The organism is Candidatus Sulfuricurvum sp. RIFRC-1 (assembly GCF_000310245.1).
Lineage (GTDB): Bacteria > Campylobacterota > Campylobacteria > Campylobacterales > Sulfurimonadaceae > Sulfuricurvum.
This window is the reverse complement of sequence record NC_020505.1, coordinates 1,983,650-2,008,824: the sequence shown is the minus strand read 5'-3', so window position 1 is coordinate 2,008,824 and position 25,175 is coordinate 1,983,650. Positions and strand designations below refer to the sequence as shown.

The window sequence follows — 25,175 nt, the reverse complement described above, 5'->3', positions numbered from 1 at the left end:
CACAAAGAGTATTTAAGGAATCGATTATTTCGTGTGATTTAGAGCATTATCAATAACAGCGGATATTTGTTTTGTAATTGATTCAATATTGAATTTCTCTATGACTCGCAAATGTGCTTTATTGATGATTTGCTCTCGGAGTAAATTATCGTTAATAATACGAATGATTTGTTCTGAGAGTTCTTGAAAATTACCCACTTCAAATAATAACCCAGAAATATTATTTTCAATAACTTCGGATAATCCACCTACATTGGAAGCGATTACGGGGGTCAAAGTGTTTAAAGCTTCTAGTGCGGTTAATGAAAATGTTTCATCCAAAGAGGTAATTAATAAGATATCCGTTTGATGGTACATTTGGTTTTGTTTTGTAATTTCACCATGAAAATGGACGTATTGGGTTAAATTCTTGTTGTTTATGTATTCTTGTAACTCATTATAATAGGTTGTATCGGCTAGTTTCCCAAAGAAATTTAGCTGGATTGAAAATGATGTGTTTGCAAGAAGAAGTTCTAATGCTTTTATTGCGATTAATTGTGCTTTATTCCTATGTATTGTTGCGATTACCGAAAGTCTTATTGTAGTGTTTTTATTTAAGTAAGAAGCAGTTTGATTTGAGGGCTTAATTCCATTATAAATAACGTGTTTTTTTGTATGTTGACGAGTGAACATATTTAAACTTTGAAGTGCGTAATTTGATACAACAATATATTCATCTACAAAGTAATCTTCAACTTTAATAGGTAGAAGATATTTTCGGATTATATCTTTTCCTTCATGAGCGTGGACTAGAGTATTGATTCCCATAATTCGCGAAAGAATGACTTCTCCGATATTCATTAATGTATTTGAGTAAACTAAATCAGGTCGGATGTTGTATAGGAAAAATGGGTATTTAAAAAAATGCAGTATTCGTGTTAATAGCTTTATGAAAAGGTTTCCATGGCTATGTTTTTTAAACGGATGAATTGCAACATTGTATGGTTTGAATAAATCCAACATCGGTCCATCCTCAGATGCAAAGGCAATATGAATATCATATTTGTTCAAAGGGATAATATTTTCAATAATTCTGAACAGAGTTATAGATGAACCTGTCATATTGGTGTCATGAAAAATAAAGAGGATTTTTTTCATTTTCGTAATGTTCGGTATAGAGTGCGTAGATATCTGAATGGAGCAGCCAATTTAAGATTATTAAGGAAGTTTAGAAAAAGTTTAGGAAATAAATATTTGATTTCTGTGATTTCATTAAGTGTGGTATTACTTTTATCATACAAAGATGCAGCATTTTGTTTTAACGCTGTACGAATGAGTAATCTATCTCTCCATTTGCTATAGTTTCTCTGTAATTGCAGATCAGAACTCTTTTGGATGTAGTCACCCATGACAATTATAATGTCATTGATTTCAAGGCTTTGTCTAATTTCTGTTTCACTCCCTTGTCCTGCATGAATCCGATAATGTATAAGTTGTTCATTGATGATATGTACTTGATAGCTATGAGCTATTCGTAACCACATCTCATAATCACCGGCAGATTTATATCTTTCATTAATTTGAAAAGCGCCCAATAGTTGATAACATTCTTTTTTGACCATTATGGACGGTGTTATCAGTAATATTTCGTGATTATTGCTTGAAAGGATACCGTTTAGAACATCATCAAAACCAAGTAAGGATTGATTTGATCCGAAGCATGTTGGAAAGTAGAATGGATAAATAAACTGATTGAGACTATTGATAACAGTACCCATGGTACCGACAAGGCCGATATTATCTGATTGTTGAAAAGCATATACACTTTTTTCTACGATTGTTGGATCATAAATATCATCGGCATGGTAAATAGCTATATATTCTCCATTCGCCAGATCTATAAGTTTGTTAAAATTATTTCCAGCTCCAATATTGACTTCGTTACGGTAAAACGACCATCCGTAACGGTCGCAATAGGATTTAATAATATCAGGTGTTTCATCCGTGGATGCGTTATCGGAGATAATGACTTCGATATTTTCATAGGTTTGTGCTGCAATGCTGCTAAGGGTTTCGCTTAAATATAATGCACTATTATAGGTTGGAATACATAGCGTGATGAGTGGATTGATATTAATCATAAAAATTTTCTTTTAATATCACGTAAAATGCTAAATAGTTTTTGTCGCACAGGTAGAGAAATTTTACTCATAAAAGGATATAAAATAATCATGAATGTAAAATGTAAAAAGTACCTCTTATCATAACGATCAATAAGTGTGGAAAAATCGATTAAGTCTTTAAGCGTAATGGATGAATTTCTTAAAATTGGAAATAGAACAATCCAAAAAAAATGTTTGAGAGATTGTGTTTGTTTGGCGCGTTGAACAATATCAGGAGTAAGCTGGTAACTATCTAACAGATTTGTAAGATCCTGACCAAAAAGTAATAAACTTTCAAAGTACATTTTAGTGTTTTTGATTGAAAATGTAGATTCACTCCCGCTCCATTCGAGTCGATTGTATAAACACTCAGCAATAAGTTCGGCACCATTATACAAACCTGCTTCAACACATATCATAGTATCTGATAAAAAGCCTTTGGGATAGTTTTTTGGTTTTGAAATGATCTCGTTGATAAAAAAGAATCCAGATACCCCTGCCGTTTGAATTTTCCCATTTAAAAAATTTAAAAGAAATTTATTTCGATTAAATGTTTGTTGGCTGGTATTGTGTATTAGTGTCGTATTCCCATTCTCATCAACTGTTCTGAATCCTGTAATTACAAAACCCGTGTTAGTTGTACTGATTATAGGTAGAGATTTTTCAATAAAATTTGGCTCAATCGTATCATCATCACATAGTATAGTTACCCATCGTGTTTTGACTTTTGTGAGAGCATTCGTAATTGATAGGGTCGCTCCGAGATTGATAGGATTTAGAATAAGTTCAGAAATTATTTTATCTTCTTTGTGAATCGTTTTTAAAAATTGTTGCGTTCCATCATCTGAGGCATTATCAACGACAATCAGATCAAAATGTATATCCGTTTGGTTTTTACAGGAATTGTAAGCCTTTTGTAGTAATTCCAGTCTATTGTATGTTGGAATAAGTATTGTAATTAAGTTGTTACTCATGTCGTTTTCCAAATAATTGTATTGCTTGATTCCTTTGATTTGTATCCAATTGATACCAACTGCCGATTGTATAAATAGCTAAAAGTAAAAATGCTGCAGGAATCAACAATAGAACATTTGAACTTGACAAATAGTATGAAACAATTAGCAGAGGAGAAATTAATAAGCAAAAATTTTTAAATGGGTATGAAATATTTACTTGTATTAATCCATTGGAAAAATTATATAAAAAGAATGTTGTTAGCGGAAAAGTTATAAACAAACCAAGTAAAAACATACTTAATAAAGTACCGGTAACACCAAAATATTTTGTAAATAAAATTGATAGAACAATTTTGATAGTAGGTTCTATAATAGACGCTATAAGAGTCATTTTACGTTTTATATTAAAAGATGAAAATGTAATGTAATTAATACTGTACATACCAAAAAGATAGATAAAAAATGAATAAATTAAAACATTGATTGTCCCGATATATTGAGATTCACCAACCCATAATGTAATAAATTTTTGCATAAATAGCATATTGCCAAGGAGAATAACACCGCCAACAATAGACATAACATTGAAAGAGATGTGATGAATAAATTTGATCTTATCAAAATTATTTTGTCGATACCATTTTGCTATGAGTGGAGTTATGGCACCGAAAAAAACCCCGTATAATAAAATCTCTAAACCAATAATTTTGGCAAGAATGGAATACTTTACCACTTCTGTTTTAGTCAAATAGTAAGAAATAATTAATACATCGACTTGATTGATAATTAAAGAAATAATTGTAATGGACAATGCAGTAAGTGAGGTAATGGCAATGTTTTGTTTTGAATGAAAATAGTCTAAAAGAGGCTCGATTTTTTCTTTGGGAATATAAAATTTTAAATATAGGAATAAAAAAACTACTATATTCATACATGCAAATAAACTTGCGATAGAGAAATAAAATTGAATATTTTCATTTAAGGAGATGGTAATAAAAAGCGCTAACGGATATTGCAGTGTTGCAAATCCTTGCAGGAAATTTGCAAGATGTAATTTATGAAGTGCAGTAAAAAGTGACTGAATGTAGCCACTAACGGCAGAAGCGATAATAATCAAAGTCAAAAATATTGAATGACTAATTGTTAAAGATGATTTTAACAGAACATTAAATATTAAAGTATTGAAATGATCAAAAAGAAATGTTAAAAGAAATAAACATAGCAGTAAATAAATGATATATGGGAAAAATGTAGATTTAAATAAATAATAAACTTTTTGATATGTAAAACTTTGTGCACCAATGGTTGCTATAGCACTAGGCAAACCAATATTGATTATAGATGCTATTGATATTGCTGTTGTCAATACAATGATTGAACCATAGTCATTATTACCAAAATAATTTATATAGATCGGAATGATTAAAAAAGAGAGTATCGCTGAACCTAATTTGACAAATAGACCTGAACTGAATCCTTGTAAAAAGATTTTTTTTTCATTCATTATCAAAACTTTTTAAGATAGTGTCTGCAAAATAATTATTGCTAAACAAATATGCCTGGGTACTTTTTAAAAAAGTTTCGATATTTTCTAAGTAAAATTTATATTCAGTATCGGACATAGATTGTATATGCTTATAAAGTTCTTCGTAGCTTTTAAAGTTACGTTGATCAATAAAACATGTATGTGGGATATAGTTTGTTATATTGTCAGCACCCCAATAGATTGGAATGCATCCTGCAAAAAAGCAGTCAAAAATTTTTTCTGTAATGTATCCGGGAATATCACGAGCATTTTCATAACAGATGGCAAATTTATATTTTTCCAGAACTTCTTTTTTTCGGTCGACTTTTCCTTTATATGAAGGAAATGAGGGTGCCAAAAGTTTTGTAAGGGGTTTGATGCGATTTAGGGCACGGATAACCTTTGGGCCTTTAAAGCGATAACTATCCCATCCAATCCCATAGAGATCAAAATCTTCCAAATGGTTTTGTTCAAACCATCGAATTGCTTCGATTCGTTTTGAGTAGAGTTCATAAGGATGTATCGCATGTTTGTAACCAGCGATTGTTGTACATAATTTCGTTTTTTTGGATAAATCTACGTCAATGCTCTCAGGTAATTCAAAAGAATAATTGATTTTGATATATTTATCAGGATTTGTTTGAATTAAATTGTCATCCCATGTAAACACTTTTTCAAAATACGAATGCTTGTTGATATCAAAGCTTTGAGGTCTAATCAGCGGGCTTTCAAGTGCTAAAAGATAAAGAGGTTTGTATGTGGCTATGGCGCGTTGCAATATGACATTATTTTCATCTGGCATGTCAATGAAAACAATGGCATCGGCATTTTCAGGAATAATAATATCAGTTGAGGCAATTGTGTGACCTCGTTGTGCCGCATATGCTTTTAGGTGAATTAGTGGAGATAAAAGATTGTCACCTATAGAAGCGTTATGATTTTCAAACATAAAATTATTTTTATTAAGTTCTTCATATAGATTATGAAATGCAATCTTCATTTACAGGTAAACTCTTTTATCTTAGTAATCATATAAGCAATCGCATTATCCCCCATACCAGGGTAGAGACCGATCCAGAAGCTGTCGTTCATGATTTTGTCCGTATTGGGCAAATCACCTACAACTCTATAATCACACTCTTGGACCATACTGTCAAACATCGGATGGCGGAGCATATTTCCGGCGAAGAGATTGCGAGTTTGGATATTGGCGTTTTCGAGATGTTCTACGAGTTCATTACGGCTAAATTGTACACCGTCTTTGAGTGTGATCATAAATCCAAACCAGCTAGGATCGCTGTTAGGCGTGGCAGAATTCAGAACCAATTCATCGATTCCCTTTAGCCCTTCGTAGAGTTTAGTGAAGTTTTCTTTACGTTTTTCGACAAATGTCGGGAACTTTTCGAGCTGTGCGACACCGATGGCCGCTTGCATATCGGAGACTTTGAGGTTAAATCCGAAATGGCTGTAGACATATTTATGATCATAACCCTTTGGCAAGGTTCCGAAGCTTTGGGAGAAACGGCATCCACAAGTGTTATCAATACCGCTTTCACACCAGCAGTCTCGTCCCCAGTCACGCATCGAGAGCATGATTTTTTTCAGCAATGGGTTGTCCGTATAGGTTGCTCCCCCTTCTCCCATCGTCATATGATGAGGCGGGTAAAAACTCGATGTTCCGATGTCTCCCCAGGTTCCTGTCGGTTTGCCCTCATAGGTAGAGCCTAGCGCATCACAGTTATCTTCTATCAGCCAAAGGTTGTGTTTGTCACAAAACTCTTTGACGGCTCGGAGGTTAAAAGGATTCCCGAGGGTATGGGCGATCATAATCGCTTTGGTTTTTGGGCTCAGTGCCGCTTCGAGCTGCGTTACATCGATGTTAAAATGAGTCAGTTCCATATCGACGAAGACAGGAACGGCGCCGTATTGGACGATAGGAGCAACGGTGGTTGGGAAACCTGCCGCGACGGTGATCACTTCATCTCCCCGTTTGACCTGACGATCACCCAATAACGGTGACGTAAGGGTATAAAATGCGAGCAAATTTGCTGAACTCCCGCTATTGACCAAAAATGTCCATCGTACTCCCAGATAGTCGGCAAGTTTTTTCTCAAATTGTTTGGAATAATCACCATAAGTGAGCCAAAAATCGAGTGAACTATCGACGAGATTGACCATTTCACGTTCATCGAATACACGCCCTGCATAGTTTACACGGCTTTTACCGGATACAAATTCTTTCTCTTGTACAGGTTTATGAACTAATTCATAATATTCTTTGGTTTTTTGTAATATCTCATTTTTAAGTTGTTCTGCCGGTGTCATTCTTTCTCCTCGTGTTTATTCCAAAATGTAGTGCAAAGCTTTAAATAGGGGTCTGCTTCGATTTTTTCTCTGTCGATCGTATCCAAAATAGAGGCATAATAGTGACGCATCTCTATAATCGCAGTACGATGAGAGGTAAACTCAAATCCGTCCATCGCATCCATTAAGCGACTGTTATCCGATGTATACTCATTGTTCAGACCATCATTGATGACCTTGATCTCAGAGGTGAAGTCACTCGTTTCATTGATCAAATGCACTAGTGTAATCAAATCGATTTTTTTGCCGGTTGTCAGATTATAAACTTTATGTTTGCTGTCATGATGCAGAAAATGATCGACGATTTTTACCAAATCATTCACATAGATATAATCGAAAAAGACATTTTTATTGATCGTTATCGGTAAATGCAAAAGATTTTTGACAATGGCATTTGAGATAAATTTGAACTCATAATTCTCATACTCACCGTAACAACCAAATATTCTAAGATTGAGGTTATTGTCACTTTTATCAATAAATTTGGAACATATCGATTTATAAAATCCGTATTCATCCAAAGGGATAGAAATATCTGCATCTTCTTCTTTGACATCAACAATAGGCTTATGCTTGCTGTATTCCGCCCCGCTGCCGAAATGGATGATTTTCGACACTTTATCGGAGTATTTGACGATGTTGAAAAACATACGGAGATTTTCATGAACGATGTTTTCATTGCCGCTGTCTCGCCCGCCGCCGCGATTGGCACAGTTGATGATAATCTCAGGCTTATGTGTTTCCATATAGGCATCAACACTTTCTTCCTGAGCAACATTAAGTTCTTTACTACTAGGAGTCAAGAGGGAATAGGTACTATGCTTGGCCAAATATTCGCCTAAATGCCTGCCGATAAACCCGTTTGCACCGATGATGAGAATCGTCATTAGTGGCCAAGTCGTTTTTCAAGCATATTGATACGTTGATCATCTTCAGCTTTGATTCGTGAGTAATATCGACGTTTGCTTTTTAGCCAAAGGAGCTCAAATTCAATTGCTTTTAAAATTCCTGCTTCAGGATCTTTAGAAATTGCATTAGCTGCAAAAACAACTTTTCGTGTTTCGTATTTATCGACCAATCCTTCATTAAATAATGATTGTATGAGTGGAATCGACCCTGTAGAAATTGCCCCGCCAAGGCCTGTTTTTAGATTTTTTTCACGAGCTTTTTGGAAAATGGTTCGACACATTGCAGAAATCTCTTCCCCATCAACTTTACTGCGATCATACCCCATCGAACCGACCATATCGACTCGACCGATAGTAATCCCATACAAAAGAGGTAGCTTCTCAAGGGTAAAGATTTTATCCAGATTTTCATAGGCAGTTTGTGTTTCGATATTTATTGCAAAATCAACATCTTCGCGATTATCTTCAGCTACAAAAGTCTCGATAGAGTTTAGAAATTTAGAAACTGCGAATGGAGTCTCAGCCATTGGAGCAATAATCCCTTTCACACCGATAGAAAGACCATTGTAAATATCGGTGATAGCTTCTACGCCACCGATTTTTAGAATGATTGGCAAATCAACTTTTGACGTAATATCTTTGAGACGCATCATCTCCTCGATACGGCTACCCTCTGCTTCAAACTCTGCTTTGATTTCAAAAACACCATACTCATCCCGAAGTACTTTTAAGACTTCTACCATCTCTCGTTCGATAATATTCATATTGTTCTCCCTACTAAAAAATCTTTCGTCATATTTAATGCTTTATCAAATTCTTCTTCATTCACATCATCCATCTTTTGCATCACAAATTCACTATCAGGAATAATGGCGGTTAATGCTTTACCGATGCGCTTTTTATCATTTTTCATCGCCTGTAACAGCCGTTCCCGATCAAAATGGCTGGTTTCAAGAACCAACGGTATATTAGGTGCGAAGAGTTTTTCATTGAGATCATTAAAAATCTTTTCTTCCATCCATCCCCGCCCCAAAGAAACAGCATTAGCAAAAATCATCCCAACTGTTACCGCAATACCGTGTGGAACATAATAATTAGTTACTGTTTCAAGTGCATGTCCCAAACAATGGCCATAATTAAGCAAGTTTCGTCGTCCTTGATCGAATTCATCCCCTTCCATATAGGAAAGCTTAACACGCATATTGTCTTCAATCAACGGCAACAACTTGGTACGGTCTTGTTTTGCTTTTTCGATAGTTTCTATAATTTGATCAAAGTTTTTATTCTTTTCTTCTTTCATTAGCTGAAATTTTATCGTTTCTCCGATCCCGCTGTAAAAGTCAAGAGGCGTGAGTGTTTGTAAAAAAGCGGGATTAATATAAATCTTTGACGGTGGATAAAATGTCCCAAGTAGGTTTTTAAAGGATTTGAAATTAATCGATGTTTTGCTGCCGATACAGCTGTCCGTTTGTGCTAAAAAAGTGGTTGGAACAAAAATCCAGTTGACACCACGGTAGAGTGTAGATGCAATAAACCCCGTCAAATCTTGTGTAATTCCTCCACCGATCGAAATCACTGTCAAATTCTTTTTAGCGGCTTGTGCAATAATCTGCTCAATCAAAACGCTGGCATATTCAAGTGTTTTATTTTCCTCAATGGCATCAAATAAAATAACTTCATCTTGTTTGAATACCGCGTTGAAGTGATCCTGATATAGAGTAGCAACATTGCGATCAATCATAATACACTTATGTTCGATAGCAGTCATTGATTTTAAAAAATCAAATGTATTTTCAAAAGAGACCGTATAATCTCTAAGATTCGAGTGTATCTGAAGTGATGTCATGCTAAAAATCCTCCGTCGATGATAATCGTTTGACCGGTAATATAGGTATTATTGGGTGAAATCAAAAAAGCGACAGTTTGCGCAATTTCATCAGGTTCGGCAAAACGTCCCAAAGGAATGGTTGCTTTGATTTTTTCTTGCTCCGCAAGTGGAACATTTTTCTGCGTCAATTCCGTATTAACGTATCCTGGACAAACCGAATTAACCAAGATATTGTATTCTCCCAATTCTCGTGACAAGGCTTTAGTCACCCCATTGAGGGCAAATTTCGTTGCCGAATACAATGTCCGGTTTTCTTTGGAACGGATACCCCAAATCGAGCTGATGTTAATTATTTTTCCATAACCAGTAATTTTCATGGATGGCACTACTGCTCGGATCAAAGCGATCGGACCGATTAGATTGGTCCCTAGCATTGTATCGATTTCATCATCATCGATACTGTCCACCGCTCCAAGAATGTTAATGCCGGCATTATTAATCAAAATATCAATTTTAGGGTGTTTTGAACAGTAGATTTTAATGGATTCTCTATCTGAAAGATTAAGATCATCATGTGACGGCGTTAATATATTATATGATTTTTGTTTTATCAAAAGGTCAGTAATCGCTTTGCCAATCCCTTTGGAAGCTCCGGTAATTAGAACAGTTTGCTTATTCATCAATCGTCTTTACAATCATATTAGCTTTAAAAGTTTCACGATCCAAGAAAGGAAACATATCTTCCAATGGTTTAGAAACCATCCGCCCGTCCGGTTTCGCTTCAGAAGAGAGTTTCGGTTCCATCTTTTCCGTCGGGCTCAGCATCACTTCACATACAACAGGACCTTTCATCGCCAAAACCTTACTGATATCTTCAGCTAAGTTAGTTTGATTTTCTATTCGATAGGTTGTAAAACCATAAGCCTGTGCGATCTTAATCGTATCTGGGCAGCTTACTCCGCTCTCATGGGTTGAACCGACATAATGCCCTTTGAAAAAACCGCCTTGGGTGTTTCGAATGGAGATATATCCGTCATTGTTGAGAACAAATAATTTAATTGGCAACTGATTATGAATGATCGTTTGAAATTCTTGGATATTCATCTGAAGACTTCCATCCCCAGTTACGCATATAACCTCATGCTGATCATTCGCATAACATGCTCCGATAGCGGCAGGGACATCGTAGCCCATTGATGCACAACCGGAATTTACAACCACTTTTTGATTTTTCCGCAAACGTAAACTTTGGTAAGACGCTACGCAGGCCGTACCGTTTCCAAATACAAAAATATCGTCATCTCTCGAAACGTTTGAAAATATATCATAAAAATTATACGAATCTACTACGTCGCTAACCACTTGACGCTCATCTGTAATCGTAGGAAAATCACGGCGATAGTGCTGACATCGTTCAATCCACTCACTGTATGATGGTAATTTGGCAGAATCAGTCGCTTCTAATAACTCGCTACAAAAAACTTTTGCATCCGCTTCAATCGGTACATCGATTTCTACCGTATGTTTCTTTAACTCGTTTGGATCGATATCAACAACGATCTTTTTTGCTTCGCGGGCAAAAAATTCCCAATTGTAACTCACAACACGAATATTAAGTCTCGCACCGATAGCAATAATCAAATCACTGTTTTGCACCACAAAATTTCCGGCACGATGACCTAATGAACCTGATCTTCCGAAATAAAATGAGTCATCGTCTTTCGCAATATCATAGCGTGCGAATGTCCCGATAACAGGAATATTTAATTGAGCAGCTAATTTTCTAAATTCTTGTACTCCATTCGACAACGTAATCCCATTTCCCGCAATAATGACTGGACGTTTTGCATTTTTCAATGCATCAAGAACTGTGAAAATTTGACAATCATAAGTTGGCTCTTCAGGAGAAATGAACCCTACTAAATCATTCTCTTCAACCATTGCTCCCTGAATATCAAGCGGTACATCAATCCATACTGGACCCGGACGACCATGTTTGGCAAGGTAGACAGCTTCTTCGAGATAACGACGAATATCATTTTTATCGGTTACCATCACAGCGTATTTTGTAATCGGTTTAACAATATCGACGATATTGATCTCCTGATCGCCGATCTGACGAAGATTTAGTTCAGGTTGAGATGCAATCGTTGTGACAAATTTGACCTGGCCTGAGATCACCAGCATTGGGATCGAATCAACCCATCCTCCCATCACACCCGTAATCGCGTTTGTCCCGCCTGGACCTGTAGTGACAACGGCAATACCGATCTTATTACTAACCCTGGCATATCCCTCTGCCGCAATTGCACACGCTTGTTCATGGTGGTTACAGACATAGTTAAGAGCAGGATTTTTACCGATTCCATCGATAATATGCATGTTTCCACCACCGGAAACCAAAAAAACGGTTTTAGCCGTATCGTTGTGATTTGCTAAAAATTTGGCAATGTAATCGGCTACCCGTATACTCAAAATATGCTCCACTCTAAGTTTTTCTTTTTTGCATCTAAAATATATTGCTTTAAATCATCGATTGTATCAATGGCATTATTTTCATAAAAATTCTTGTACCACAATACCGTTTTCTCAAATGTCGTCTCACTCTCCCATACATCTTTCCATTTTAAGCGGATATGGGCTTTTGAACAATCGAGTTTTAAGAGATTGGCTTCATGAGGTTGGTTTGGATCACGGGTAATTTCATAATCGATTCTATCCCAATGCTTTTTGACATGATTGACCACCTCTTCGACTGTAATAGACCCCTCATCGCTGGGGCCAAAATTCCACGCTTCTGCAAATTCAACCCGTTCTTCGAGCAGTTTTTGCCCGATAGCGAGATAGCCGCTGAGCGGTTCGAGGACATGCTGCCATGGACGGGTCGCATTCGGATTTCGGATACTCACTTTTTTCCCTTGCGAGACTGAGAGCATAATGTCGGTCATAAGACGGTCTTTCGCCCAATCTCCGCCACCGATCACATTGCCGGCACGGCAGGACGCCAAAAGAGTGTTATGCGATTTTTTATACTCTTCGGGGTTAAAATAGGAGCTTCGATAAGAGGCAGCAAGAATATCGGCACACCCTTTGGAAGAGCTGTAGGGATCATATCCCCCCATTGGATCGTTTTCACGGTATCCCCATACCCATTCTCGGTTCTCATACGCTTTGTCACTCGTAATATTAACAATCGCTCTTACACCATTGGCTCGACAGGCTTCAAACACTTTAAGGGTTCCCATAACATTCGTCTCATAGGTTTCGATCGGGTTTTCATAGGAAAGGCGTACCAGCGGTTGGGCGGCTAGATGAAAAACAATCTCCGGTTTATAGGTTGCAAATGTTTTATTTAAGAGTTCTAAATCTCGGATATCTCCGATAATGGAAATGATATTAAGCGCTAAAAGGTCTAAATGATTTGGCTCTGTCGGAGCCTCAAGGGAATAACCAATGACATTGGCACCCATTTCGTTCAGCCACAATGCCAGCCATGACCCTTTGAATCCTGTATGGCCTGTTATAAGAACAGTTTTTCCTTTATATTGACCGCCGAAAAGATTTTGCATTACCAATTCTTCCATTTGGCTTTATCATTGTGCCACATCTGATTTAGTTTTTGATTATCGCGTAGCGTGTCCATACATTGCCAGAAACCGTGGTGTTTAAAGGCTACCAACTCACCGTCTTTCGCCAAATTTTGAAGGGGAGCTTGCTCAAATACACACGATTCATCTGCACTCAAATAGTTAAGGACTTTGGGCTCGCAGACAAAAAAGCCTCCATTGATCCATCCCCCTTCGGTTTTTGGCTTTTCGATAAAACTTGCAACGCTCATGTTGTCTTGGATATCGAGATTCCCAAAACGTGCTTCCGGTTGGATAGCCGTCATCGTCAGTGCTTTTCCATGGGTTTTATGAAATGCCACCGTCTCTGCAATATTTACATCGGCTACGCCATCACCGTATGTGAGCAAAAATGGTTCATTGCCGATATATTGTTCAGCTCGTTTAATCCGACCGCCGGTCATCGTATCTAATCCTGTCTCAACGAGGGTCACTTTCCATGGTTCACTGCTGTTATTGTGTACTTCCATAGCATTGGTTTGAAGATTAATAGTAACGTCACTTTGGTGAAGAAAATAGTTTGCGAAGTATTCTTTGATATAGTAACTTTTGTAGCCGAGCAAAATAACAAACTCATTAAATCCATGTGCCGAATACATCTTCATAATATGCCAAAGGATCGGCTTACCCCCGATTTCTACCATCGGTTTGGGTTTTATATCGGTCTCTTCTGAAATACGGGTTCCGTATCCGCCGGCTAATAGTACAACTTTCATAAAATATTCCCTTGATTGTATAAATACCATGTATAGATCATTTTAATTCCTTCATGTAATTCTACCGTATGTTTCCAACCCAAAGCGTGAAGTTTGTTAACGTCGGTTAGTTTTTTCATCGTTCCATCAGGTTTATCGGTGTTGAAATAAAGCTCACCGGTAAATCCTACAATTTCACGGACAAGATAGGCTAAATCATGGATGCTGATATCGATACCTGTTCCAATATTAATGTGTGTGTTACGGATTTCGTTAGTTGCACTAAAGGTGTCTTTAAAATTTCTATTTTCCATCAGAAATACGCAAGCATCCGCCATATCCTCGGACCAGAGGAACTCACGCATCGGTTTTCCGCTCCCCCAGATTTCTACCCGTTCACCGCTCACACCGAAACCTTTAAGATACCCTAGTGCGGTTTCAATGTCATCCATTTTTAAATCATCCAATACTGCTTGAGTATTATTTTCACTCAGGAGTTTGGCCAAATGGATTTTACGAATCATGGCAGGGAGGACGTGCGATTTTTCCAAATCGAAGTTATCGTTAGGTCCATAGAGATTGGTCGGCATAACACTGATATAGTTGGTGCCGTACTGTAGATTATAGCTCTCACACATTTTAATACCGGCGATTTTGGCAATCGCGTAAGGTTCGTTGGTATATTCCAATGTATCTGTGAGGAGACAATGCTCCGGCATCGGCTGAGGGGTATTTTTCGGGTAGATGCAGGTACTTCCCAAAAACATCAGTTTTTTGACACCGTTGAGAAAGCTCTGATGGATGATGTTGTTCTGGATCATCACGTTTTCATAAATAAACTCACCCCGGTAAGTGTTATTGGCTACGATCCCGCCTACTTTGGCTGCAGCCAAAAAGACGTATTCCGGTTTTTCGGCTAAAAAGAAATCAGAAACAGCTTGCTGACTTGTTAAGTCAAGTTCACTATGGGTACGGGTCATGATATTGCTGTACCCTTTGAAGTGAAGGTTTTTGATGATGGCACTGCCGACAAGTCCACGGTGACCGGCTACATAAATTTTGCTATTTTTATCCATGTTTACTCGTAATAGCTCATCGTTTTATAACCACCTTCTTGGAGGTAAACATCTTTAGTCATTAGTTTGAGGTCCGATTTCATCATATCATCAACTAGCTCTTGGAGTCGGTATTCTCTAGTCCAACCCAGTTTTTGTTCTGCTTTGGTCGGATCACCTAACAAGAGATCAACTTCAGTCGGACGGAAGTAGCGAGGATCGACGGCAACGACTTCACGGCCGATATCGACTTGGTAGTCAGGGTTGCTGCAGGATACGACGTAGCCTTTTTCATCGACGCCTTCTCCACGGAACTCTAACGTAATTCCGGCATAGGTAAATGCCATACGGACGAAGTCACGTACTGTAGTGGTTTGTCCTGTTGCAATAACCCAGTCTTCTGGCTGTTCGGCTTGGAGGATCATCCACATCATCCGTACATAGTCTTTTGCATGACCCCAGTCACGTTTGGCATCAAGGTTACCGAGGTAGAGTTTATCTTGTAATCCAAGGGCGATTTTAGAAGCCGCACGAGTGATTTTACGGGTAACAAATGTTTCACCGCGTACAGGGCTTTCGTGGTTGAAAAGGATTCCGTTACATGCAAACATCCCATAGGCTTCGCGGTAGTTGACGGTGATCCAGTAAGCATACATTTTAGCCACCGCATACGGAGAACGCGGATAGAACGGTGTGCTTTCAGATTGAGGAGTCTCTTGGACTTTACCGTATAGTTCGCTGGTGGAAGCCTGATAGATTTTCGTTTTGTGGGCAAGTCCCAAAAGTTTTACGGCTTCGAGAATACGAAGTGTTCCTGTCCCATCGGCATTGGCTACATACTCAGGTGTTTCAAATGAGACAGCAACATGGCTCATTGCGGCGAGGTTATAGATCTCATCCGGTTGTACCTCTTGGATAATACGGGTAAGGTTCATCGAGTCAGTCATATCCCCATAATGTAAAAAGAGGTTACGGTTATCAACATGGGGATCTTGGTAGAGGTGATCGATACGATCGGTATTAAAAAGAGAAGTCCGTCGCTTAATCCCGTGGACAATGTACCCTTTTTTGAGGAGAAATTCGGCGAGATAGCTCCCATCCTGTCCTGTGACACCGGTTATAAGTGCAACTTTAGGATTATTCATTTGTTTTCTCCGCGATCATAATCATCTTCAATTCTCACAATATCATCTTCACCTGTATATTCACCGACTTGTGCTTCGATAATTACAAGCGGTATTTTACCCATATTGGCTAAACGGTGAAGTTTTCCTGCTTTGATATACGTCGATTCATTGGGATGAACGAGATAGGTTTGTTCCCCTACGGTTACAGTAGCCGTACCGCTAAGGACGATCCAATGTTCGTTTCGATGAAAATGTTTTTGGAGGCTGAGCCGTTTTCCGGGTTTGACCATGATCCGTTTGATCTTGTATCCCAGAGTATCTTCAAGTACGGTATATGTCCCCCATGGGCGGTGTGCGGTACGATGGATATGAGTAAGCTCGGGATTTGTTTGTTTATGTTCTGCTACAATCTCTTTAACTTTTTGGGATGAACCTTTTTTGGAGATCAGTAACGCATCCTCAGTGTCAATAATAATGAGATCTTCAATATCGATAAGACTGATGGGTTTATTAGCAATGATGAAATTATTATGTTCATCATTCGGCAGCTCTTCTGCAAGCGCATCAAAACTCCCGACATCCGACCAGCCGATATCGGAATAGACTACTTTCACTTTCGACGACTTTTCCATCACGGCATAATCGATACTCTCTTCGGGAATAGCGGCCATATCCGTATGCTGAATTCTAAATATCGAATGGTCAGTTTTTTTATTATCAAAGGCAATTTTAGATGTTTTGAAAATCTCAGGTGAGTATTTTTGCAGTTCTTCTAAAAAAACTCCGGCTTTGAAACAAAACATTCCGCTGTTCCAATAATAGTTCCCGGCATCAACATAGCGCTGTGCGGTTTGCGCATCCGGTTTTTCATGAAATGCTCTGACGTCTTCATCCGCTGCTTCAATATATCCAAAACCCGTTTCGGCAAATTCGGGGGCGATGCCAAACGTTACCAAGAATCCTCTGTCCGCTAGAACACGAGCACGCTCCAATACAGTTGCATACGCAGAACTGTTTTTAATCAAATGATCCGAAGGGGTCACCAATACGATCTCATCTGCGTCCAATCCTATACATGCCAATGCGATGGCGGGAGCGGTATTGCGTCCTGTTGGTTCAAGCAAATATTGGCTGTTATAATTTTCAATCTCTTCAAGCTGATCGAGAGCAAGAAAATACTGCTCCGTATTGGAAACAATCATCTGTTGATTGCATAGAGTACTATTGCGTTTAACTGTTAGCTGAAATAAAGATTTATTATCAAAGAGTTTAACAAATTGTTTGGGCATCAGAGTGCGGCTGATCGGCCAAAGGCGTGTACCACTTCCGCCACATAGGATAATATTCGTCATATAAAATACCCTTACTCATTTTAAAATATCATATATTTATTATTAATCAATAACGCTTCATGTTAATGGAGAATAATAACCATAAAGATTTTAAAGTAGGATTATCTTGATATAATTTCAGCATCATAGTGAGGAGGAGGGCTTTTGTTTAGTGTGATTATGTATCATCATATCAACAGTGATGACCTCCCTCTCTCAAATTCTGATAGTATGTTAGATGCGCATTTGCATCTGATTTCTACACGTTTTACGTCGGTATTCCCCGGAGACCAGATCACCTCAGTATCTATTTGCCTGACATTCGATGATGCGTATTATGATTTTTACCATTATGTGTTTCCATTACTAAAAAAATACAATCTCAAAGCGCTGCTTGCGGTCCCAACACACTATATTTTAGAAGATACCGATGTCATGTCAGAACATCGATTGTCTCTCAAGCATCATGAAATTTATGAGGGCGATAACTATAAAACGTATGTTCCGTTTTGTACCTATACGGAGCTTAGAGAGATGGTTCAAAGTGGACATGTTGCTATCGCGTCTCATTCGATGAATCATGTTAATTTGAGCGAAGAAGGTGTTGATTTAGATCAGGAAATTTTCGGCTCCAAAATCATGCTTGAAGAGAACCTCGGGTTTCGGGTTGATTCATTTGTTTTGCCGTATGGTAAATACAACGATGCGGCAGTTGCATTAGCAAGCGAATATTACCCTTATGTATTTCGAATCGGAAATGCTCTAAACCCCTCTTGGAATGGGATAGGCGGACTAATCTACCGGATTAAAGGGGATGGACTTAAGACACCCGAAGAACTTTTTAAACCTATGAAACAGCTAGGATTTTGGTTTAAAACGATGATTAAAACACTAAAAGGGTCACGATGAACGTATCGGCGGTAATGATCGTCAAAAACGGAGCGAGGACGATCCAAAAATCGTTGGAGAGTTTGAGAGAGTTTGATGATGTTATTGTTTATGATAACGGCTCTAGCGATGGAACCCAATCCATCGCGTCTGAATTTCCAAATGTTCGATTGATCGAGGGGGAGTTTGACGGATTCGGGACGACCAAAAACCGCGCGGTACATTATGCCAACCATGATTGGGTATTGATTATCGACAGTGATGAGGTGGTGGATGAGGAACTGTTACACGCACTTAAAACCCGAATCCTCGATCCGAATGCGATCTATATCGTGAACTTTCTCGCCTATTATAAAGATATCCCGATTCGCCACTGTGGCTGGAACAACCAAAAGATTCGCCGTCTCTATAATAAAACGGTGACCAAATTTAATGATAATTTTGTCCATGAAAACATCATCGATGAGGGGATGAAAAAACTTCCCATTGCTGGCAACATGAAACATTACAGCTACATGAGTATCTCCGATTTTATCGTCAAGCTCGATCGCTATTCAACTTTGTTTGCAACCGATAATGTCGGGAAAAAATCCTCATCCCCCGCGAAAGCATTTTTTAACGGGCTTTATTCGTTTTTCCGTACCTATGTTCTCAAGAGAGGATTTTTAGATGGGTATGCGGGGCTGATCATTGCATTTTCCCATATGGCGACCAATTTTTACAAATACATCAAGCTCTATGAGATGAATCTGGAACAAAAGAGTAAACGTGGCAACTAAAATTTGTGAATTGTGTCTTTCTCCCGATCTAGGGGGGCTGGAACTCTTTATGATGCGCGCATCTCGTTATTTGGGTGAAGAGTGCATCAGCGTGATTAACGAGAAAGGGAAGCTAAAGAGTTATTATGAGGGAACTCACTATCGTTATGCTACCTTAAAACAGCGTAGCGTTTTAGTATCATGGCTCAGTGCCAGATCATTGGCAAAAATTATTGATGAAGAGGAGATTGATGTTCTCCATCTCCATTGGACGAAGGATCTTCCTTTGGCCGTTATGGCTAAACTTCTCTCGACGCGTAAACCTAAGGTTGTGCAGTCGCGCCACATGACGATGACCCGTTTCAAAGACGATTTTTATCATCGATTCCTCTATAAAAATCTCGATTGTGTGCTCGCCGTAACGCAACAGGTCAAATCGCAGATCGAGAAATTTATCCCCTCGGATATTCGGCCGAGAACAGAGGTGCTTTACATCGGCGCGGAGCAACCAACGGTGATTTCGTCTGAAGAGCGAAATGAACGCCGTCAACAGATGGGGCTCTATAATGCGTTTACCGTCGGGATCGTCGGACGGATCGAAGAGCCGAAAGGGCAGCATATCGTCCTCGAAGCGGTAAAAGCATTGCATCAAAACGGTGTGGATGCTAAAGCTTTGATTGTCGGTCATGCGATGGATGAGGGGTATCTCCAAAAACTTCAAAATAACTATGCTGATATTGCCCTTTTTACCGGATTTACCAAAGAGGCTCAAACATTGATGCAGCTGTGTGATGTAATGGTGTTAGCAACCGAAAATGAGACATTCGGACTCGTACTGATCGAGGCGATGATGTGCGGAGTGTGTGTCGTTGCGAGTCGTAGCGGAGGACCATTGGAGATTATCGACGATGGAATCAATGGGCTGTTGTTTAAAACGTTTGATGTGTTGGATTTAGCAGAGAAATTGAGATTGTTGTATGAAAAGAGGGACTTACGACAAAAATTTGCCGAAGCGGGAAGATCAAAAGCTTTGGAAGTATTTGAAAGTCAAAAGCAGTTTGCCGAATTAAAACGAGTATTGGAGAATCTATGAGAGTTAGCGTGATCGTAGCGGTTTATAAAGATGTTCAATCGCTCTCATTGATTATCACCGCATTGAAACGCCAAACGTATAAAAACTTCGAAGTGATTATCGCCGAAGACGGCGAGAACCCTCAAATGAAAGAGTATGTTGAGAGTATTACCGATTTGGATGTGAAACACACAACGCAAGAGGATATCGGAGTCCGAAAAGCCCGCTCCCAAAATAACGGCATTATTGCCAGTTCGGGAGAATACCTGATTTTTATCGATGGAGATTGTGTCCCTTATACGACTTTTGTGGAAGCCCATGCAGCTTTGGCTAAAAGTGGGACGGTTCTCTCTGGCCGGCGTGTCAATTTATCGGAACCTCTGACCAAAAAGATCAAATCGGGAGTGCTTGATATTATCGATATCGAAAAACAGCTCTATAAATACATCGGATTGGCATTTGAAAAAAACTCGAAATACGAATACGGCATTTATCTCTCTCCGACAGGATGGCTTTATCCGTTGTTATCAAAACTCCGCAAACGTAATACGAGTATTTTGGGGTGTAATTTTTCATGCTTTCGAAAAGATATGATTGCCTTGAACGGATTTGATGAGGGGTATGGCGAAACATCACTCAGTGATGATACCGATTTGGATTGGCGGTTTCGTGCTTACGGATTGGAGATTAAATCGTGTAAAAATGTAGCCAATCAGTTTCATTTATGGCATCCGTATAACGAAAGGGATATCGGTTCGTTTTATTGGGAAAAGATGGTTAAAAATCAAGAAGATAATCGATATATATGTAACGATGGGCTAAATACACATAGGTCCTATTCACTAAATATAGAACAAATTGAGTTGAGGGCTATGGATTTATGAAATTTATCATAGTAGCACCTGGATATGATGATAATGCAGGTGGAATAGTCGTTTTGCATCAGTTGTGTGACAGACTCAATAATTTAGGGTATAAAGCTTCTCTATGGCCATTTTTCAAACCAGTGTTAGATTTTTCGAACCCTTTTAAAACAATTTATCTCTTCTTTAGATATTTCCGTAAGAGTATAAAATACGGATTTAAAACAAATCCTAAGTTAAATACGCCTATAGCATCGTATCAAGATATAAAAGATGCGGTCGTCGTATATCCTGAAGTTATTGTTGGGAATCCTTTGAAGGCTAAAAATGTTGTTCGATGGTTATTACACAAGCCGGGGTTTAATAACGGAGGGAAAATAGATTTCGGAACAGATGATCTTTTCTTTTATTATGATAAAGCATTTGACGATAGTCGGTATAACTCACATCCGGATAATCGACTTCATATTATCTCACAAAGATCGGATGTCTATCAAATAACAAACCATGATATTCGATATGGGACGTGTTATTTACTCCGAAAAGGATATAAAAGGGAAATTGTCCATAATAAGGCTGATAGTGTATTGGTGGATGGCCTATCGCATGAGGAAACAGCTGATGTTTTTAATCAATCAGAATTTTGTATTTCTTACGATACCTACACGATGTATTTGGTATATGCAGCAATGTGTGGATGTATTCCTGTTGTCATACCTGAAGAAGGTGTTACAAAGGAACAATGGCAGCCGAATGAAGAAAACCGATATGGAATAGCATATGGGTTTGACGATATAAATTATGCTATTGAAACACGTCCATTATTACTGCAACATATAGAAAAGCAAGAGCGAGAATCAAATCAATCAGTTATTCATTTTATAGAAAAATGTAAAGAATATTTTAGTCTTTAAAGCTTCGTAATCCCATCTTTACAATAAAATGCATTTTCCGCACGATGTTTTTCCATAATTACTTTATTCACATCCCCCTCAACTGCACTAAAGCGTTTCGGATGATAGAGATGGAGGATATTGGCATTGTTTCGGCATGATTTTAGTTCTATCCCCATCCCCCGAAAGCGCCAGCTCGGATCGACATCTTCTCCTTCGGCGGGGAGACGGTAAGTTTCGTCAAAACCGTTGATTTTCAGAAAATCCTCTTTATAGCATGACCAGTTGCATCCGATGATATGACGAACATAGCGTTTATGAATCTGACGGCTGATGAAAGAGTGCGATTTAAAGGTTAAACCATCTTCGGGATGACGTGCATCATCGGTAATCATGAATGGCAGATACCAAAAGAATTTTTTTTCGATATCACGGACGGTGAGTTCATGTTGTTTGACCCGTTCGGTAAATTTAGGTCCGAGTTCGAACCGTTTGCCGCAGAGGACGATCCCTTTTTGGGCATTTTCGGCATGCGCTTGGATAAAGGTACTGTAGGGGACACAGTCTCCGTCGATGAAAATCAGGTATTCGTTCGATGAGGCTTGGATTGCACTGTTCATCGCTTTGTTTTTCCACCAGCCATCATCTGGCTGGGTGAGGTGAACGAGATTAGGAAAACGGTCTTGTTGTGTAGCGATAAATTCACGCATTTCGGACGAATCACCATCTTCAGAAACGATAATCTCATCGGCAGGCAGCGTTTGATTAGCTAAGCTATCCAATATAAAACCAAGCGCCTCTGTATCTTTGTAAACGGAGATGATAATGGTTGTTTTTGGGAGTTCCATTGAATACCTGATAAATGAAGTGTTTTATTGTACTACAGAGTTCCTAAAATCATCAGAAGGTCGTTTGAGAGTGATTCCCATGATGAGAACGAGTAAGATTGTTAAATAGGATGCAGGAAGATTACCTATCATCATGTAAAGAGCCAATAATCCTAACATGATGGCTCCGATGGAACGGTATTTGGGCTCACTAGTTAATGAAGTGGCTAACGACCATAAGAGCAACAACCAAAGGAGGAGTGCGAGTATGCCTCCATTGACCGTAATATGAAGATAAGTATTGTGAAAATCGGTAAATCCGGTCATGAAAGAGGGATAAGCTGAAAAATTGTTTGTAATAACAGATTTATATACATCTGTATGATCCCCCAACCCGATACCAATCCAGGGGTTATCTTTAACGATGCTTATACCTACTTCCCAAATCATGACACGCTGCCCGGTACTGTCATCGCTCAGGGGAGTTCCATTTACTGTCATATAGGCAATAGAGTTGATTGTTTCGAGACTTCGTTGATTAAAGTTGGGACTCATTTGATAAGCAAGAAAAAAAACCGCTGCTATGATCGGAGTAAGGATGGAGAATGTTTTTAAAAGATTAAATTTAAAATAAGTAAGAAGATAAATGATTGAACCTCCTACGACCGCTATTTGTCCGGTTCGGCCCGCATTCATAAAAAGATTGGAAAGCATAGTGATAATAAATAAGAGATAGATGGCAGTACGTAATGGTGTGTGGCGTTTTTCAAACAAATTCATAACCATTAAAAGCACTGTAAATGATAGGAAAAAACTATACATGGCTCGTGACATAAAAGGAGAAGGATCTGCAGGTGACCATGTCGGTTTGTATTGAAAAGGGATATGGTCGAAAAAAATGAGATACGACAACACTTCACTGATGATCATAGCAGCTAAAAAAGCTTTAAGAATAGGTGCTAAATAATTAGACCGTAATGAGGTATAGAAGATAGGAAGAAGTAAAAAAAAGTAAAACTTTCGTAAATAGTCCAAACCTTCAGCTACATGATCACTCCAAGTTAATGTCAATGAATAGTAAAGAAAAAAGAGTGATATGAACCAAAAAACTTTTTGTTCTCGAATCATTTTCCATTTGATTCTCCAATTCCCTTCCCAAATCCATACAATGGCCAACAGAGCGGATATAAGTGTATACGCTCCAATTGATAAAGGTATCAAAAAAGCCAGTGCAATGGTAAGCCAATTAAAGAGCTGATTAGGGGAAAGAGATTTAAAGTACATCAAAAGCCTAGATAAATTAGTTTGAAACGGCTGTGAGTTTTTTCAACACTTCTGTTGGTATAATCTGACTCATACAGATGTTTTCTCTGCATTGTTTCATCGTCTCGGTTTTATAACACGGTGAACAAGGGAGCTTTAGTGAAATAGGGTGCACTGAATTGGCATCACTTTGGTATGGGCTGTCGGTGATAGGGTTGTTCGGTCCCATGAGTACAAACGTCGGAGTATCGATAGATGCTCCGATATGCCCTGTCGCCGAATCGGTACAGATAAGTGCCGCACCATGTTGAACGGTAGTGATCAGTTCAGAGATCGAAAGCATTCCCACGAGGTCAATGACATTTTCAGGGTAAGGTTTGATTTGATCAAAAAAGGCTTCCTCTCCCTTTGCCCCCACGATCACGATCGGTGTATCGGCGGCAAGAGATTGGATGAGCGATTTCCAATGTTCAAACGGCCATGCCCGATAGTTGAGCCCTTTTTTCTGATTATGAGAGTTGCTGGGGGCGATAACGATGTAGCGTTCAGGAAGAGAAACTTTTGTTTTAAGTTCCTCAAATGATTTTCCGAATAGGATGGGTTTCGCTTTGAGAAGGATAGTCGGATCAATAACATCCCGATAGTAGTGCTTGGTTACTTCACCTCGATTGATATTTTGGGTTTCTGCCGTCTCTAAAATCCCCATACCTGTTTTGTGAGTCGCATGAATTGCGTTGATGAGGCTTTTAAACTGTTTCCCAAATTCCAAAGAGATCAATAGATCATAAGGGTGCTCTTTTGAATAACGGATAATCGCACGTTTTTGAGGGCTGAGCCAAATCGGGAGTTTTTTATGTTTCAATGGAAAAGTTTGATGGATACGGGGATCATTTTCAAACAATTTCCCCGTACCGGGAGTCGTGATAAAATCAATGATAATATTGTCACCATATTGCGCTCGTAATGCATCGATAACTGCCGTAGCATAGACTAAATCTCCCAATGCTCCACAACGGAGAATCAGTGCTCGTTTTACCTCTTTTAAAACAGACATT

The 25,175-nt window shown here is 38.7% G+C and carries 24 protein-coding genes; 5 read left to right on the top strand and 19 right to left on the bottom strand.

Annotation, left to right across the window (positions count from 1 at the left end; translation table 11 throughout):
* Positions 1-24: 24 nt before the first annotated feature.
* The 16 genes from B649_RS10140 to B649_RS10065 are packed head-to-tail and all read right to left on the bottom strand — an operon-like array spanning position 25 to position 17,577.
* On the bottom strand, positions 25-1,137 hold the full coding sequence (locus tag B649_RS10140; protein WP_015654434.1) for a glycosyltransferase family 4 protein: 1,113 nt from the start codon (positions 1,135-1,137) through the stop codon (positions 25-27).
* Positions 1,134-2,120 (bottom strand): glycosyltransferase, encoded by a 987-nt coding sequence (locus B649_RS10135; RefSeq protein ID WP_015654433.1) that lies wholly within the window; start codon positions 2,118-2,120, stop codon positions 1,134-1,136. The genes B649_RS10140 and B649_RS10135 overlap by 4 nt, the downstream gene beginning before the upstream one ends.
* Positions 2,117-3,115: a glycosyltransferase family 2 protein gene (locus B649_RS12340; protein ID WP_015654432.1), complete on the bottom strand. Its 999-nt coding sequence runs from the start codon at positions 3,113-3,115 to the stop codon at positions 2,117-2,119. Before B649_RS12340 ends, B649_RS10135 begins: the two co-directional genes overlap by 4 nt.
* The gene (locus B649_RS10125; RefSeq protein WP_015654431.1) at positions 3,108-4,601 is read right to left on the bottom strand and encodes an oligosaccharide flippase family protein; all 1,494 of its coding nucleotides are present in this window, start codon (positions 4,599-4,601) and stop codon (positions 3,108-3,110) included. Before B649_RS10125 ends, B649_RS12340 begins: the two co-directional genes overlap by 8 nt.
* The gene (locus B649_RS10120; protein ID WP_015654430.1) at positions 4,594-5,622 is read right to left on the bottom strand and encodes a glycosyltransferase family 10; all 1,029 of its coding nucleotides are present in this window, start codon (positions 5,620-5,622) and stop codon (positions 4,594-4,596) included. Before B649_RS10120 ends, B649_RS10125 begins: the two co-directional genes overlap by 8 nt.
* Positions 5,619-6,947 (bottom strand): lipopolysaccharide biosynthesis protein RfbH, encoded by a 1,329-nt coding sequence (gene rfbH, locus B649_RS10115; RefSeq protein WP_015654429.1) that lies wholly within the window; start codon positions 6,945-6,947, stop codon positions 5,619-5,621. The genes B649_RS10120 and rfbH overlap by 4 nt, the downstream gene beginning before the upstream one ends.
* Entirely contained in the window at positions 6,944-7,873 is a 930-nt protein-coding gene (locus tag B649_RS10110) for an NAD-dependent epimerase/dehydratase family protein (RefSeq protein ID WP_015654428.1), read from the bottom strand. The genes rfbH and B649_RS10110 overlap by 4 nt, the downstream gene beginning before the upstream one ends.
* Positions 7,873-8,658, bottom strand: a complete 786-nt coding sequence (locus B649_RS10105; RefSeq protein ID WP_015654427.1) for an aldolase/citrate lyase family protein — start codon at positions 8,656-8,658, stop codon at positions 7,873-7,875. The genes B649_RS10110 and B649_RS10105 overlap by 1 nt, the downstream gene beginning before the upstream one ends.
* Entirely contained in the window at positions 8,655-9,740 is a 1,086-nt protein-coding gene (locus B649_RS10100) for an AroB-related putative sugar phosphate phospholyase (cyclizing) (RefSeq protein WP_015654426.1), read from the bottom strand. Before B649_RS10100 ends, B649_RS10105 begins: the two co-directional genes overlap by 4 nt.
* Positions 9,737-10,402, bottom strand: a complete 666-nt coding sequence (locus B649_RS10095; protein ID WP_015654425.1) for an SDR family oxidoreductase — start codon at positions 10,400-10,402, stop codon at positions 9,737-9,739. The genes B649_RS10100 and B649_RS10095 overlap by 4 nt, the downstream gene beginning before the upstream one ends.
* Positions 10,395-12,209 (bottom strand): thiamine pyrophosphate-binding protein, encoded by a 1,815-nt coding sequence (locus B649_RS10090; RefSeq protein WP_015654424.1) that lies wholly within the window; start codon positions 12,207-12,209, stop codon positions 10,395-10,397. The genes B649_RS10095 and B649_RS10090 overlap by 8 nt, the downstream gene beginning before the upstream one ends.
* Positions 12,194-13,306 carry a CDP-glucose 4,6-dehydratase gene (gene rfbG / locus B649_RS10085; protein WP_015654423.1) on the bottom strand — a complete coding sequence of 371 codons (1,113 nt, stop codon included), beginning with the start codon at positions 13,304-13,306 and terminating at the stop codon, positions 12,194-12,196. Before rfbG ends, B649_RS10090 begins: the two co-directional genes overlap by 16 nt.
* Complete coding sequence (gene rfbF, locus B649_RS10080; protein WP_015654422.1) at positions 13,291-14,064, bottom strand: glucose-1-phosphate cytidylyltransferase; 774 nt, start codon at positions 14,062-14,064, stop codon at positions 13,291-13,293. Before rfbF ends, rfbG begins: the two co-directional genes overlap by 16 nt.
* Positions 14,061-15,119, bottom strand: coding sequence for a GDP-L-fucose synthase (locus B649_RS10075; protein ID WP_015654421.1), 1,059 nt, complete (start codon positions 15,117-15,119; stop codon positions 14,061-14,063). The genes rfbF and B649_RS10075 overlap by 4 nt, the downstream gene beginning before the upstream one ends.
* 2 nt (positions 15,120-15,121) lie before the next feature.
* Positions 15,122-16,243, bottom strand: a complete 1,122-nt coding sequence (gmd, locus tag B649_RS10070) for a GDP-mannose 4,6-dehydratase (protein WP_015654420.1) — start codon at positions 16,241-16,243, stop codon at positions 15,122-15,124.
* Entirely contained in the window at positions 16,240-17,577 is a 1,338-nt protein-coding gene (locus B649_RS10065) for a mannose-1-phosphate guanylyltransferase/mannose-6-phosphate isomerase (RefSeq protein ID WP_015654419.1), read from the bottom strand. Before B649_RS10065 ends, gmd begins: the two co-directional genes overlap by 4 nt.
* 153 nt (positions 17,578-17,730) lie before the next feature.
* Between B649_RS10065 and B649_RS10060 the strand changes: the two genes are divergently transcribed.
* From B649_RS10060 to B649_RS10040, 5 genes are read left to right on the top strand one after another with little or no spacing between them, the layout of a single operon-like run.
* Positions 17,731-18,465, top strand: a complete 735-nt coding sequence (locus B649_RS10060; RefSeq protein ID WP_291750973.1) for a polysaccharide deacetylase family protein — start codon at positions 17,731-17,733, stop codon at positions 18,463-18,465.
* Positions 18,462-19,223, top strand: a complete 762-nt coding sequence (locus B649_RS10055) for a glycosyltransferase family 2 protein (RefSeq protein WP_015654417.1) — start codon at positions 18,462-18,464, stop codon at positions 19,221-19,223. Before B649_RS10060 ends, B649_RS10055 begins: the two co-directional genes overlap by 4 nt.
* On the top strand, positions 19,213-20,295 hold the full coding sequence (locus tag B649_RS10050; RefSeq protein WP_015654416.1) for a glycosyltransferase family 4 protein: 1,083 nt from the start codon (positions 19,213-19,215) through the stop codon (positions 20,293-20,295). Before B649_RS10055 ends, B649_RS10050 begins: the two co-directional genes overlap by 11 nt.
* The gene (locus B649_RS10045) at positions 20,292-21,158 is read left to right on the top strand and encodes a glycosyltransferase (RefSeq protein WP_015654415.1); all 867 of its coding nucleotides are present in this window, start codon (positions 20,292-20,294) and stop codon (positions 21,156-21,158) included. Before B649_RS10050 ends, B649_RS10045 begins: the two co-directional genes overlap by 4 nt.
* Positions 21,155-22,051: a hypothetical protein gene (locus tag B649_RS10040; protein WP_015654414.1), complete on the top strand. Its 897-nt coding sequence runs from the start codon at positions 21,155-21,157 to the stop codon at positions 22,049-22,051. The genes B649_RS10045 and B649_RS10040 overlap by 4 nt, the downstream gene beginning before the upstream one ends.
* Here B649_RS10040 and B649_RS10035 read toward each other — a convergent pair.
* Genes B649_RS10035 through B649_RS10025 form a run of 3 tightly spaced genes read right to left on the bottom strand, consistent with a single transcriptional unit; the run spans position 22,048 to position 25,174 of the window.
* On the bottom strand, positions 22,048-22,878 hold the full coding sequence (locus B649_RS10035; RefSeq protein WP_015654413.1) for a glycosyltransferase: 831 nt from the start codon (positions 22,876-22,878) through the stop codon (positions 22,048-22,050). The two genes, B649_RS10040 and B649_RS10035, sit on opposite strands and share 4 nt — an antisense overlap.
* Positions 22,879-22,902: 24 nt before the next feature.
* Positions 22,903-24,141, bottom strand: coding sequence for an O-antigen ligase family protein (locus B649_RS10030; RefSeq protein WP_015654412.1), 1,239 nt, complete (start codon positions 24,139-24,141; stop codon positions 22,903-22,905).
* 16 nt (positions 24,142-24,157) lie between these two features.
* Positions 24,158-25,174, bottom strand: coding sequence for a glycosyltransferase family 9 protein (locus B649_RS10025; protein WP_015654411.1), 1,017 nt, complete (start codon positions 25,172-25,174; stop codon positions 24,158-24,160).
* Between the last annotated feature and the right edge of the window lies 1 nt (position 25,175).

What these genes read in the sequence shown, in the direction of transcription:
- B649_RS10140 (WP_015654434.1), bottom strand. Translation starts at nt 1,137, where the DNA reads ATGAAAAAAATCCTCTTTATTTTTCATGACACCAATATGACAGGTTCA.
- B649_RS10135 (WP_015654433.1), bottom strand. Translation starts at nt 2,120, where the DNA reads ATGATTAATATCAATCCACTCATCACGCTATGTATTCCAACCTATAAT.
- B649_RS12340 (WP_015654432.1), bottom strand. Translation starts at nt 3,115, where the DNA reads ATGAGTAACAACTTAATTACAATACTTATTCCAACATACAATAGACTG.
- B649_RS10125 (WP_015654431.1), bottom strand. Translation starts at nt 4,601, where the DNA reads ATGAATGAAAAAAAAATCTTTTTACAAGGATTCAGTTCAGGTCTATTT.
- B649_RS10120 (WP_015654430.1), bottom strand. Translation starts at nt 5,622, where the DNA reads ATGAAGATTGCATTTCATAATCTATATGAAGAACTTAATAAAAATAAT.
- rfbH (WP_015654429.1), bottom strand. Translation starts at nt 6,947, where the DNA reads ATGACACCGGCAGAACAACTTAAAAATGAGATATTACAAAAAACCAAA.
- B649_RS10110 (WP_015654428.1), bottom strand. Translation starts at nt 7,873, where the DNA reads ATGACGATTCTCATCATCGGTGCAAACGGGTTTATCGGCAGGCATTTA.
- B649_RS10105 (WP_015654427.1), bottom strand. Translation starts at nt 8,658, where the DNA reads ATGAATATTATCGAACGAGAGATGGTAGAAGTCTTAAAAGTACTTCGG.
- B649_RS10100 (WP_015654426.1), bottom strand. Translation starts at nt 9,740, where the DNA reads ATGACATCACTTCAGATACACTCGAATCTTAGAGATTATACGGTCTCT.
- B649_RS10095 (WP_015654425.1), bottom strand. Translation starts at nt 10,402, where the DNA reads ATGAATAAGCAAACTGTTCTAATTACCGGAGCTTCCAAAGGGATTGGC.
- rfbG (WP_015654423.1), bottom strand. Translation starts at nt 13,306, where the DNA reads ATGGAAGAATTGGTAATGCAAAATCTTTTCGGCGGTCAATATAAAGGA.
- rfbF (WP_015654422.1), bottom strand. Translation starts at nt 14,064, where the DNA reads ATGAAAGTTGTACTATTAGCCGGCGGATACGGAACCCGTATTTCAGAA.
- B649_RS10075 (WP_015654421.1), bottom strand. Translation starts at nt 15,119, where the DNA reads ATGGATAAAAATAGCAAAATTTATGTAGCCGGTCACCGTGGACTTGTC.
- gmd (WP_015654420.1), bottom strand. Translation starts at nt 16,243, where the DNA reads ATGAATAATCCTAAAGTTGCACTTATAACCGGTGTCACAGGACAGGAT.
- B649_RS10065 (WP_015654419.1), bottom strand. Translation starts at nt 17,577, where the DNA reads ATGACGAATATTATCCTATGTGGCGGAAGTGGTACACGCCTTTGGCCG.
- B649_RS10055 (WP_015654417.1), top strand. Translation starts at nt 18,462, where the DNA reads ATGAACGTATCGGCGGTAATGATCGTCAAAAACGGAGCGAGGACGATC.
- B649_RS10045 (WP_015654415.1), top strand. Translation starts at nt 20,292, where the DNA reads ATGAGAGTTAGCGTGATCGTAGCGGTTTATAAAGATGTTCAATCGCTC.
- B649_RS10040 (WP_015654414.1), top strand. Translation starts at nt 21,155, where the DNA reads ATGAAATTTATCATAGTAGCACCTGGATATGATGATAATGCAGGTGGA.
- B649_RS10035 (WP_015654413.1), bottom strand. Translation starts at nt 22,878, where the DNA reads ATGGAACTCCCAAAAACAACCATTATCATCTCCGTTTACAAAGATACA.
- B649_RS10030 (WP_015654412.1), bottom strand. Translation starts at nt 24,141, where the DNA reads ATGTACTTTAAATCTCTTTCCCCTAATCAGCTCTTTAATTGGCTTACC.
- B649_RS10025 (WP_015654411.1), bottom strand. Translation starts at nt 25,174, where the DNA reads ATGTCTGTTTTAAAAGAGGTAAAACGAGCACTGATTCTCCGTTGTGGA.